This window comes from Zhihengliuella halotolerans (genome assembly GCF_004217565.1).
Classification (GTDB): domain Bacteria; phylum Actinomycetota; class Actinomycetes; order Actinomycetales; family Micrococcaceae; genus Zhihengliuella; species Zhihengliuella halotolerans.
Map to the genome: position 1 here is coordinate 1403682 of NZ_SHLA01000001.1, position 11705 is coordinate 1415386.

At 67.8% G+C, this 11705-nt stretch carries 9 protein-coding genes; 3 read left to right on the plus strand and 6 right to left on the minus strand.

Features of this window, described 5'->3' with window-relative positions:
- The first annotated feature begins 240 nt into the window (after positions 1–240).
- Entirely contained in the window at positions 241–4287 is a 4047-nt protein-coding gene (gene hrpA / locus EV380_RS06285; protein WP_130450096.1) for an ATP-dependent RNA helicase HrpA, read from the plus strand.
- A 62-nt stretch (positions 4288–4349) separates the two neighbouring features.
- On the opposite strand, the gene EV380_RS06290 is transcribed toward hrpA, so the two are convergent.
- Positions 4350–4778, minus strand: coding sequence for an HIT family protein (locus tag EV380_RS06290; RefSeq protein WP_102157833.1), 429 nt, complete (start codon positions 4776–4778; stop codon positions 4350–4352).
- 23 nt (positions 4779–4801) lie between these two features.
- On the opposite strand from EV380_RS06290, the gene EV380_RS06295 reads away from it, so the two are divergent.
- Together EV380_RS06295 and EV380_RS06300 are read left to right on the plus strand one after the other, a co-directional pair.
- Positions 4802–5911, plus strand: coding sequence for a PLP-dependent cysteine synthase family protein (locus EV380_RS06295; RefSeq protein WP_130450098.1), 1110 nt, complete (start codon positions 4802–4804; stop codon positions 5909–5911).
- Between the two features lie 64 nt (positions 5912–5975).
- Positions 5976–6416, plus strand: coding sequence for a Fur family transcriptional regulator (locus tag EV380_RS06300; protein WP_130450100.1), 441 nt, complete (start codon positions 5976–5978; stop codon positions 6414–6416).
- Here EV380_RS06300 and EV380_RS06305 read toward each other — a convergent pair.
- From EV380_RS06305 to EV380_RS06325, 5 genes are all read right to left on the minus strand, one after another.
- Positions 6413–7297, minus strand: a complete 885-nt coding sequence (locus EV380_RS06305; RefSeq protein ID WP_130450102.1) for a metal ABC transporter permease — start codon at positions 7295–7297, stop codon at positions 6413–6415. The genes EV380_RS06300 and EV380_RS06305 overlap by 4 nt on opposite strands.
- Positions 7298–8086 carry a metal ABC transporter ATP-binding protein gene (locus EV380_RS06310; protein WP_242607702.1) on the minus strand — a complete coding sequence of 263 codons (789 nt, stop codon included), beginning with the start codon at positions 8084–8086 and terminating at the stop codon, positions 7298–7300.
- Between the two features lie 40 nt (positions 8087–8126).
- Complete coding sequence (locus EV380_RS06315; RefSeq protein ID WP_130450104.1) at positions 8127–9125, minus strand: metal ABC transporter solute-binding protein, Zn/Mn family; 999 nt, start codon at positions 9123–9125, stop codon at positions 8127–8129.
- A 113-nt stretch (positions 9126–9238) separates the two neighbouring features.
- Entirely contained in the window at positions 9239–10330 is a 1092-nt protein-coding gene (locus tag EV380_RS06320) for a hemolysin family protein (RefSeq protein ID WP_102157827.1), read from the minus strand.
- Positions 10327–11646 carry a hemolysin family protein gene (locus tag EV380_RS06325; protein ID WP_130450106.1) on the minus strand — a complete coding sequence of 440 codons (1320 nt, stop codon included), beginning with the start codon at positions 11644–11646 and terminating at the stop codon, positions 10327–10329. Before EV380_RS06325 ends, EV380_RS06320 begins: the two co-directional genes overlap by 4 nt.
- Between the last annotated feature and the right edge of the window lie 59 nt (positions 11647–11705).

Here is an 11705-nt window from a genome sequence, read left to right on the forward strand (position 1 = left end):
TGGACGGATATGGCGCACCTACTCACGATTGTGACCAGATTGAATCCAAACATTGACCTGCTCTCGATTTCCGTCCATCCCGGGGCGGCAGATCGGCAATCCGCGCTGGACGATACGAAAATTTGACGCGCCCCGCCCTTTCGACGCAGGGGCGCACTCCCGCGAGCCCGAGGACGGGCGCCGTCGTCGTGCCGGTCCAACGTGAGAACCGGACCCGCACGCCGATAGACTGGCCGAACCATGGCTCTCACCTTGACTTATCCCGAGTTCCTGCCCGTCAGCACCCGCCGGGACGACATCACGACGGCGATCCGCGAGAACCAGGTGGTGGTGATCGCCGGCGAGACCGGATCCGGCAAGACCACGCAGCTCCCGAAGATGGTGCACGAAATTCTCGAAGGCGAGCGCGACGCACGCCACGCGGCAGGGCTGCCGGCGAAGAAGCGCGGGCTCATCGGGCACACCCAGCCGCGGCGCATCGCCGCCCGCTCCGTCGCCGAGCGTCTGGCCGAGGAGACCGGGGTGAAGCTCGGCGAGGAGATCGGCTACCAGGTCCGCTTCACGTCGGAGGCCTCGCGCTCGACCCGCATCAAGGTCATGACCGACGGCATCCTGCTGGCGGAGATCCAGCACGACAGGCTGCTCAAGCGCTACGACGCGATCATCATCGACGAGGCACACGAGCGCAGCCTGAACATCGACTTCCTGCTCGGCTACCTCAAGCAGCTGCTCCCCCAGCGCCCGGATCTCAAACTCGTCATCACCTCGGCGACGATCGACCCCGAGCGGTTCGCCCAGCACTTCGGACGCGAAGCGGGCGGCGTCGTCGAACCGGCGCCGATCATCGAGGTCTCGGGGCGCACGTACCCGGTGGAGATCCGCTACCGGCCGCTGAACGCCGCGGACGCGCTCGACGCCGACGAACTCGAATCCCACGAACGCGAAGACGACCGCGACCCCATCGACGCGATCGGCGACGCCGTCGACGAGCTGGCCGCCGAGGCGCCCGGCGACATCCTGGTCTTCCTCTCGGGTGAGCGCGAGATCCGGGACGCCGCCGATGCGCTGCGTGCGAAAGTCGGCGCATCCCGCCGGCTCGCCGGCACCGAGGTGCTGCCGCTCTTCGGACGGCTCTCCATGGCGGAGCAGCACCGGGTGTTCTCGCGCGGGACGCGCCGCCGCATCGTCCTGGCCACCAACGTCGCCGAGACCTCGCTGACCGTGCCCGGGATCAAGTACGTGATCGACGCCGGCACCGCCCGCATCTCCCGCTACTCGCACCGCACCAAGGTGCAGCGGCTGCCGATCGAGCGCATTTCGCAGGCGAGCGCCAACCAGCGTTCGGGCCGCTGCGGCCGCGTCTCGGACGGCATCGCGATCCGCCTCTACTCGGAGGAGGACTTCGCCTCCCGCCCGGAATTCACTGACCCGGAGATCCTGCGCACCAACCTCGCCGCCGTAATCCTGCAGATGGCGTCGATGGGCGTCGTCTCCTCCCCCGCCGACGTCGCGAAGTTCCCGTTCGCCGAGGCGCCGGACGCCAAGGCCGTGAACGACGGCGTCACGCTCCTGCGCGAGCTCGGCGCAGTCACAGCCGGCAAGGAGGTCCGGGTCACGAAGGTCGGCCGCCAGCTCGCCCAGCTTCCGCTGGACGTCCGGCTCGGCCGGATGATCATCGAGGCCGGCCGGCGCGGCGTCGCCAAGGAGGTCATGATCCTCGCCGCGGCCCTGACGATCCAGGACCCGCGCGAGCGCCCCAGCGAGGAGACGGGAAACCGCGCCAGGGCCGCCGAGATGCACTCCCGTTTCAAGGACGAGAGGTCCGACTTCTCCTCCTTCCTGCTGCTCTGGAAGTACCTGCAGGAACAGCAGAAGGAGCTCTCCTCCTCGGCCTTCCGCAGGCTCTGCAAGAAGGAGTTCATCAACTACATGCGAGTGCGGGAGTGGCAGGACCTCTTCGCGCAACTGCGCCAGCTCGCCAGACCCCTGGAAATCACGCTCACGCCCGGCCCGGTCGACCCGGCCGGCAACGAGGAACCGATCCACCAGTCGCTGCTCGCCGGGCTGCTCAGCCACATCGGTCTCTGGGACGACCGCAAGCGGGAGTACGCGGGCGCCCGCGGCACGCGTTTCGCCGTCTTCCCCGGGTCCGCCCTGTTCAAGAAGAACCACGACTGGGTCATGGCGGCGGAGCTCGTCGAGACGTCCCGGCTCTGGGCCCGGACGGCCGCCGTCTTCAAGCCCGAGTGGGTTGAGGACGTCGCCGCAGACCTCGTCAAGCGCAGCTACTCGGAGCCGCACTGGTCCAGCAAGCAGGGTTCGGTCATGGGCTACGAGAAGGTCACCCTCTTCGGGGTGCCGATCATCGCTCAGCGCCGCATCCAGTTCGGGCGCGTCGACAAGCCGCTGGCGCGGGAGCTGTTCATCCGCCACGCGCTCGTCGAGGGCGACTGGCGCACCCGGCACCAGTTCTTCCACCGCAACCGGAAGCTGCTCGCCGAGGTCGAAGAGCTCGAGTCGCGCATGCGCCGCCGAGACCTGCGGATCTCCGACGAGGACCTCTTCGACTTCTACGACCAGCGCGTCGGCGCGGACGTGACGACCGAACGGCACTTCGACCGCTGGTGGAAGCAGGCCCGGCACGAGAATCCGACGCTGCTCGACTTCGACCCGGAGGCGGTCCTCGCCGTCGATGCGGAGGAGGTCGACGAGTCGGCCTACCCGCGCACGTGGCGCCACGGCGGCCTCGAGCTGGACCTGACCTACGAGTTCAATCCTTCCCAGGCAACGACGTCCCGCGGCAGCGCGGGCGCGGATCCGCGCGGCCGGGAGCAGGACGGCATCACCATCCGGGTTCCGATCCTGTTCCTGAACCAGCTGGATCCGGCGCGCTTCCGCTGGCAGATCCCCGGGCTGCGCGTCGAACTCGTCACCGCACTGATCAAGTCGCTGCCGAAACAGATCCGGAAGAACTTCGTCCCGGCCCCCGACGTCGCCGCGCAGGCGGTCGCCGCGCTCGCGGCAGACTTCGACCCGGAGTCCGACGATCTGGAGGCCTCGCTCGAGCTGGCGCTGCGCCGGATCCGCGGCTTCGTCATCCCGCCCGGCTCGTGGGACTGGAGCGCGGTCCCGGCCTACCTCCGGCCGACGTTCGAAGTCGTCGACGCGCGTGCCAAGATCCTCGGCGAAAGCCGGGACCTCGAACACCTGCAGGACACGCTGGCCGGCGCGAACCGCAAGGCCCTGGCCGAGTCGCTCGGCGCCGACGGCGACGCCCTTGCTTCGCTCGCCGGCGCGCCCGCGCCCGGCCCGGGGAAGCCGGCCGGCAAGAAGGGGGTGCGCCCTGACCCGCAGCGCGCCCGCGGGAAGAAGACGGCGCCGCCGTCGTCGTCCTCGAGTCGATGGGAAGCCACGCACGTCACCGACTGGACGGAGTCCCTCGGTGCGTCGGGAACGATCGAGCGCAAGGTGAGCAGCCAGGTCGCCGGGCAGACCATCACGGGCTACCCGGCCCTCGTCGACACCGGGGCGGACGCGACGCTGACCGTCTACCGCAACGAGTCCGAGCAGCTCGCCGCCCACCGCACGGGCGTCATCCGGCTGCTTATGCTCAAGGTCCCGTCGCCGACCCGGTACGTGACGGACCACCTCAACAACAAGGAGAAGCTCGTCTTCACGCAGAACCCGCACGGGTCGGTGGAGACGCTGATCGCGGACTGCGCGCAGGCCGCGGTGGACAAGCTGGTACCGGAGCAGCTCCCGTTCACGCGTGACGAATTCGAGAAGCTCTACCAGCACGTGCGCGCCGAGCTGATCGACACCGTCTTCTCAGTGACCGCGATCGTGGAGAAGGTCCTCTCCTCCGCGCGGCGGGTGAATCAGCGGATCAAGAAGGCGTCTTCGCTCGCGCTCATGCATCCGCTCTCCGACATCCGGGCGCAGCTCGAGCAGCTCGTCTATCCAGGGTTCGTCGCGGGCACCGGCTACGCCCAGCTGGCCCATCTGCCGCGCTACGTGCAGGCGATCGAGGTCCGGCTCGACAAGCTCGAGGCCGGCGCCGTGACCCGCGACAACCAGAACATGCTCGCGGTTCAGGCGATCGAGGACGACTACGACGCCGCGCTAGACGCCCTGCCCTCCGGCGCGCGCACGCCGCCGAAGCTCGCGGCGATCAAGTGGATGATCGAGGAACTGCGCGTGAGCCTCTTCGCGCAGGAGCTGGGCACCGCGCATTCCGTGTCGGAGAAGCGGATCCGCACGGGCCTGCGCGAAGCGCGGGCCAAGTAGGCCCACCGGGCACGACGCCGGCGACTCACCCAGCGGGTATGAGTCTCCGGCGTCGAATAGGATCAGTCCGCGGGCACCGCGTCCGCGTGACCGTCGGCGCGCAGGGCCGCGCGCAGTCGCGCAGCGGCCGCATCGAGCGCCTCCGGTTCGGCGTTGCCGCCCGGGCTCGTGAAGTCGTAGTCGCGCATCGAGTTCACAGGCCACACGTGCACGTGCAGGTGCGGGACCTCGAAGCCCATGATGGTGGTGCCGGCGCGCGCCGAGCCGAACTCGCGGACCTGAGCCGCGCCGATCTTCTGAGCGACGGCCGTGACCTTCGCGTACAGGTCGGGTTCGGCCTCCGTCCACTTGTCGGTCTCCGCGCGCGGGACGACCAGCACGTGCCCGTCCGTCTGCGGGCGAACGTCGAGGAACGCGACGACGTCGGCGTCGCTCCAGACGAATCGGCCCGGGATCTCACCGGCGATGATCTTCGAAAACAGAGAACTCATGTCTCGCATCCTAAGCTAGACGGGTGAACACAGCATCCCGACGCCCAGCTTCCGATCGCACGTGGGTCGACGACGCCGTGCGGCGCATCGAGGCCGACGCCACACGCAGCGCCGACACCCACCTGCACCGCCTGAGCCTGCCCGCCGAGTGGGGCATCGACCTGTACCTCAAGGACGAGTCGACGCATCGCACCGGCAGCCTCAAGCACCGGCTCGCCCGCTCGCTCTTCCTGTACGGGCTGGTCAACGGCTGGATCACCGAGGGCACCACGATCGTGGAGGCCTCCAGCGGCAGCACCGCCGTTTCAGAGGCGTACTACGCGCAGCTGCTCGGCCTGGACTTCGTGGCGGTCATGGCGGCCAGCACGAGCGCCGAGAAGATCGAGCTGATCGAGCGGTTCGGCGGAACGTGCGAGCTCGTCGCCGACCCGGGCACGGTCTACGCAGTGGCCGAACGCATCGCCCGCGAGAGCGGCGGGCACTACATGGATCAGTTCACCTACGCCGAGCGCGCCACCGACTGGCGCGGGAACAACAACATCGCCGAGTCGATCTTCGAGCAGCTCGCCGCGGAGCCGCACCCGGTGCCCGCGTGGGTCGTGGTCGGAGCGGGCACGGGCGGCACCAGCGCGACGATCGGCCGCTACGTGCGCTACCACCGTTTCGACACCCGGCTCGCCGTCGGCGACCCGGAGGGATCCGCCTTCCTGCCCGCGTGGCAGGCGTGGCACGACGGCGGGGACCCGGCCGCCGTCGTCGGCTCCCCCAGCCGGATCGAAGGCATCGGTCGAGCCCGCCCCGAACCGAGCTTCGTGCCGTCAGTCATCGACCAGGTCACGCGCGTCCCGGACGGCGCGTCGATCGCCGCCATGCGCCATCTGCTCGACTGGGGCGGGCTCAGCGGCGGCCCCTCTACGGGAACGAATCTCTGGCTCACGTGGCAGCTGATCGCGGGCATGCTCGCCAGAGGCGAGCGCGGCAGCGTCGTCACCCTGCTGTGCGACAACGGGGATCGCTACGGCCGCAGCCACCGGGACGCGCACTGGCTCGCCGCTCAGTGCATCGACCCCGCGCCGTACACCGGCGTGATCGAGGAATTCCTCGCCACGGGCACGTGGCGACTGGGCGGATGAGCCGCGGGTCGCGCTGGTAGGCTGGAGAAGTTCTCAACCGATAGCTGCTCAGGAGTCCGCCTAGATGAACAGCACGGCTGCCGATTCCGGCACCCAACGCGAGGCAGCCCCTCGCGTGACGAAACAGCGCATGGCCGTCAGCGGCGCTCTCGAAGAGCTGACGGATTTCGTCAGCGCCCAGGAACTGTACCGCTGGCTTCACGAACGTGGCCAGAAGGTCTCCCTCGCGACGGTCTACCGCATCCTGCAGTCGATGGCGGACGACGGCGTCGTGGATGTCCTGCGCTCGAACGACGGCGAGTCCGTGTACCGCCAATGCGAGGCCGCTGAGCATCACCACCACATCGTCTGCCGGAGCTGCGGCACGGCGGTGGAGATCGAAGCCCCCTCGATCGAGGACTGGACGCGCCAGGTAGCCGCCCAGCACGGCTTCACGCAGCCTGGGCACACGATCGAGATCTTCGGCCTCTGCGCCGAATGTTCGGCCGCAGCCGACGCCGACTAGTTCGCCGCGGCCACCCCGGCGGTCTCGCGGTGGTGCCGGACCCGCGAGCGCTGCCACGCGATCACGCGGCAGATGACGTAGATCAGGAACGAAATCGTCGTGACGTAGGGGCTGATCGGCAGGCGCCCCGCGAGGGCCACCATGATCCCGCCCACGACGGAAACCATCGCGAATGACACCGAGAGCAGCACGGTCACGACCGGTCGCGCACTCACCTTCAGTGCTGCGGCGGCCGGAGTGATGAGCAAGCTGAGGACCAGCAGCGCCCCGACGATCTGGATCGACAGCGCCACCGCAAGGCCCAACAACACCATGAACGCGGCGGACAGCCAGCCGGCCGGCACGCCGCGCGCGGCAGCCACGGCGGGGTCGACACTCACGAAGGTCAGGGGCCGCCAGATCAGCGCCAGTCCGACGATCACGACCACCGAGCAGACGGCCAGCAGACCGAGCTGCACGTCGTCGACAGCGACGATCTGACCCGTCAGCAGGCCGAATTTATTCGCGCTGCGCCCCTGGTAGAGGGCGAGGAACAGGATCCCCAGGCCCAGACCGAACGGCATCATAACGCCGATGATGGAATTGCGATCTTTGGCGCGGGAACCCATGAGTCCCAAGACCAGAGAGGCCAGAATCGATCCCACGATCGAGCCGCCGACGACGTTGGCCCCGATCAGAAGCGCGAAGGCGGCGCCGGCGAAGCTGAGCTCGGCGATGCCGTGCACGGCGAAGGCCATGTCGCGCATCATCACGAACACGCCGATGAGGCCTCCGACGAGGCCCAGCAGCGCGCCGGCGATGATCGAATTGGAAACCAGTGGCAGCAGCTCCGCGTAGTTCTCGAAGCTGAAGATCGTCGAGAACAGTTCGGTGGCGTCCATCTACTCCCCCACTCGCAATGCGTCCGCGTGGTCCGACCCGTGCGGGTGCGCCACGGATTCCGGCACGCCAACCACAACGATGCGGCCGTTGGTGCGGAAGACCTCGATCGGGCTGCCGTAGAGGTCGGAGAGCACTTCGCTCGTCATGACCTCGTCGACTGTGCCGATGTGGAAGCGCCCGCCGGCCAGGTAGAGGACGCGGTCGACGTTCTGCAGGATCGGATTGATCTCGTGGGTCACGAAGATGACGGCAGCCCCGTGATCGCACGCCTGCCGGTGGATGAGCGAGGACACGGCGCGCTGGTGGTGCAGATCCAAGGAGAGCAGCGGCTCATCGCAGAGGAGCAGGTCGGGCTCGTCCGCGAGCGCCTGTGCCGCCCGCAACCGCTGTTGCTCCCCGCCGGAGAGGATGCCCAGAGGCTGATCGGCGTAGTGGGTCGCGCCGACCTTCTCGAGCAATTCGTCGACCCGTTCGCCCAGCTTCTTGCGCCCGAACATCCGCACTCCCCACCGATGCCCGTCGACGCCGAGGGCGACGAGGTCGCGCGCCCGAAGCGGCGTGTCCTCCGGAAACGCCTTCTGCTGCGGGATCGTGCCGATCCGGCGGGAACCGGACGTGACCGGCATCCCGCCGACCTCGACGCTTCCGCCGGAAAGCTCGGCAAGACCCAGCAGCACTTTCAGGAACGTCGACTTCCCGGAGCCGTTCGGGCCCAGAACGGCGAGAAATTCGCCGGGAGCCACTTCGAGGTCGAGCCCGTCCCACAGGACGCGGTCGCCGAAGGCCATGCTCGCGTTCCGCAGGCGTACAGCCGGCGTGACGGTTGAGCTAGCGGTCAAGTGCTTCCTCCAAGGCCGAGATGTTCGCAGACATCCAGCCAGCATAGTCCTCGCCCTCGGGCAGCGTCTCGGTGAACTCGACCACGGCCACGCCCGCATTTTCGGCAGCGCGGCGCGCGGCCTCCGTCTGCGGGCTCTCGGTCTGCGGGTTGTAGGCCAGCACGACGACGTCACCGGCTTCCAACAGATCCACCAGTTCCTTCTGGATCAACGGCGCGACGTCGTCGCCGTGCTCGATCGCCTCGCTGTATCCGGACGGCGTGACGTTCTCGAGTCCGGCTTCCTGCAGGAGGTAGTACGGCACGGGTTCGGTCATGGCGTAGGTTTCACCGTCGGCCAGGCCGGCCTGACGCTGCGCCAGGTCATCGAGCTCGGCGGCGAACTCCTCGTAGCGCTCGAGGTAGAGCGCGCCATTCTCCGGGTCGAGTTCCTCGAGGCTCTCGGCGATCTCGTGGGCGAGCTCGCTCACGGTGTGCAGGTCGTACCAGACGTGCTCGTTGAAGTCGCCGTGCTCGTGGCCTTCGTGCTCGTCGGCGTGGTCGTCATGATCATCCGCGTGATCGTGATCGTCGGCATCGTCCGCGTGGTCCTCGTGGTCTTCGTGTGACTCCTCGAACGAGTCGACCGCGTAGATGACGAAATCGTCGTCGAGGTCGAGGTCGCCCACCAGCTGCTCGAGGAAGAAGTCGTAGCCGCCGCCGTTGCCCACGACGAGATCGGCCTTCGAGACCGACAGCTTGTCCTGCGCGGTCGCCTCGTAGGAGTGCGGGTCCTGCGCCGTCGTCGAGATGATGGACTCGACCTCGACCTCGTCGCCACCGATCCTCGCCGCGACGTCACCGTAGACGCTCGTCGAGGCGACCACGGTCGTGACGCTGTCCTCGGCCGCGTCAGGCTCGGTGTCGGCAGGACTGCCGCAGCTGCTCAGAACGAGAGCGCCGACGACAACGGCCGGGGCGAGTCCGAAACGGGTGAAATGACGAGCCACAGGAGGCCAACCTTTCGAAGAGAACGCCACCCGGCAGAAGCCAGGGTGTTAAAAGAAGAGTGGGGGCGCAACGCTGCGCACCCCCACTCTACCCAAAATGCGAATCGTTTGCATTACGCGGGGGTGACCGCGGACCCCGCGTTGCCCTGCCCGTTGCGTCGGCGCAGCCCCTGCTGCTGTGTCGCATCGCGGATCTCACCCACCAGGACCTCGATGACATCCTCGAGGAAGAGGATCCCGCGCGTCGCGCCCTCGGCGTCGATCACGCGCGCAAGGTGGGAACCCGTACGCTGCATGACCGAAAGCGCGTCTTCGACCTCAGTGTCGGCCGCCAGGTTCGCCAGCGTGCGCAGTCGGGTCACCGGGATCGGGTCGTCGGCGCGGTGCGGCGGGATACTCATGACGTCCTTGAGGTGCAGGTACCCGGCCAGCGCCTGGTCCTCGTCCTGCATGACGAAACGGGAGAATCCGGTCCGGCCGACGGCGCGCTCGAATTCGTTCGGGCTCGTCGACGGCGGCAGGCTGACGAGCTCGTCCAGAGGCACCATCAGCGTCCCCGCCGTGTACTCCGAGAATTCGAGGGCACCTGAGATGATGCCCGACTCGTCATCGACGAGACCCTCCTTCCGGGACTCCGCAACGATGTTCTGAACCTCCTCCAGGGTGAAGCTCGAGGTCACCTCGTCCTTGGGCTCGACTCGCATGGCCCGCAGCACGTGGTTGGCCAGCCAGTTGAGGCTGACCACCACGGGGTAGACCAGCTTCGACAGCGCGACCAGCGGCGGCGCGAGCAGCATAACCGACCGGTCGGCAACCGAGACGGAGATGTTCTTCGGGACCATTTCGCCGAACGTCACATGCAGGAAGGTCACGACCAGCAGCGCGAAGATGAACGACGCCGGTCCGGCGATGCCAGCCGGAACCCCCAGCATGTGAAGGGGCTCGCCGATCAGGTGGTGGATGGCCGGTTCGGCGATGTTGAGGATCAGCAGCGAACACACGGTGATGCCCAGTTGGCAGACAGCCAGCATCAGCGAGACGTGTTCCATCGCGTACAGGGCCGTGCGCGCGGATGCCTTGCCGGCGTCGGCCTTCGGCTCGATCTGACTCCGTCGTGCGGTCATGACGGCGAACTCCGCCCCGACGAAGAAGGCGTTGCCGATCAGCAGGACGACGAGCCAGACGATTCCCATCCAGTCACTCATTCCGCACCTCCTTCGTCGTCCGTGGCCCGGGCGGGAACGTACCGCAGCCGTTCGACGCGCCGGCCGTCCATTCGTACGACGACGAGCTCTCCGTGCGCGGTCAAGACCGTGTCGCCGGCGGTTGGGATCCTGCCCAGTTCGCTCATGATGTATCCCCCGACGGTCTCGTAGGCCGCGTCGTCGGGCACGCTGAGCCCGACGATCAGGTCGCCGATCTCGTCGGGGCGGAGCAGACCTGGGAAGTACCAGTCACCGGTGGCGGCCTGCAGGACGCCCGGCTTCGTCCGATCGTGTTCGTCGGCGACCTCGCCGACGATTTCTTCGACAAGGTCCTCGAGGGTGACCATCCCGGCCGTACCGCCGTATTCGTCGAGCACCATCGCCACCTGCAGATTCGCCTCGCGAAGATCGGAGAGCAACGAGTCCAGGTGAACGGTTTCCGGGACCGAGATGATGTCGGACATGATCGTCGCCGCGACGAGGCCCTCGCGCTTCTCGCGCGGGACCGCCACGGCCTTCTTCACGTGGCAGACGCCTAGGACGTCGTCCGGGGAATCGCCGATGACCGGGAAGCGTGAGTGACCCGTTCGCCGGGCCGCCGTGATAATCGACGTCAGCGGGTCGTCGGAGCGTACCGATTCCATGCGAATACGCGGAGTCATGACGTCGGCGGCCGAACGTTCCGCGAAGCGCAGCGAACGCGACAGGAAGTTAGCCGTCTCCCGGTCGAGCGTACCCAGTTCCGCTGAACGGCGGACGAGCGATGCCAGCTCCTCCGGATTGCGGGCGCTGGAGAGTTCCTCTTTGGCTTCCAATCCCACGAGGTTCAGCACTCGGTTGGAGAAGCCGTTGAGGACCGTGATCGCCGGCCTGAAGACGGCCGTGAAGACAAGCTGCGGTCGCGCGAGCGCGCGCCCGACGGCGAACGCCTTGGCAATCGCCAGATTCTTCGGGACGAGCTCGCCGATCAGCATCGACAGCAGGGTCGCGAGAACCATCGCCACGATCAGCGAGACCGGCGCCGACGCGTTGCCGAGCCCCCAGGACTCGAACACCGGCGTCAGCAGGCGGCCGACCGACGGCTCCATGACGTAGCCGGTCAACAACGTGGTGAGGGTGATCCCCAGCTGGCAGGAGGAGAGTTGCGTCGACAGGGACCGGAGGCACCTCAGCAAGGGGCGGGCCCCCTTGTCGCCGGCGTTGATCGCGGCGCGGACGGTGGTCTGATCCAGAGCCACCAGCGAGAACTCGACGGCGACGAAGAACCCGGTGCCGAGGATGAGGAACAGGCCGATGGCGAGGAAGATCCACTCCATTCAACAACCCACTCGGGAGGTCGGCATCCGGCGTGTCGTCACGGCCGGTCTAGAAGGCT

What these genes read in the sequence shown, in the direction of transcription:
- hrpA (WP_130450096.1), top strand. Translation starts at nt 241, where the DNA reads ATGGCTCTCACCTTGACTTATCCCGAGTTCCTGCCCGTCAGCACCCGC.
- EV380_RS06290 (WP_102157833.1), bottom strand. Translation starts at nt 4,778, where the DNA reads ATGAGTTCTCTGTTTTCGAAGATCATCGCCGGTGAGATCCCGGGCCGA.
- EV380_RS06300 (WP_130450100.1), top strand. Translation starts at nt 5,976, where the DNA reads ATGAACAGCACGGCTGCCGATTCCGGCACCCAACGCGAGGCAGCCCCT.
- EV380_RS06305 (WP_130450102.1), bottom strand. Translation starts at nt 7,297, where the DNA reads ATGGACGCCACCGAACTGTTCTCGACGATCTTCAGCTTCGAGAACTAC.
- EV380_RS06310 (WP_242607702.1), bottom strand. Translation starts at nt 8,086, where the DNA reads ATGGCCTTCGGCGACCGCGTCCTGTGGGACGGGCTCGACCTCGAAGTG.
- EV380_RS06320 (WP_102157827.1), bottom strand. Translation starts at nt 10,330, where the DNA reads ATGAGTGACTGGATGGGAATCGTCTGGCTCGTCGTCCTGCTGATCGGC.
- EV380_RS06325 (WP_130450106.1), bottom strand. Translation starts at nt 11,646, where the DNA reads ATGGAGTGGATCTTCCTCGCCATCGGCCTGTTCCTCATCCTCGGCACC.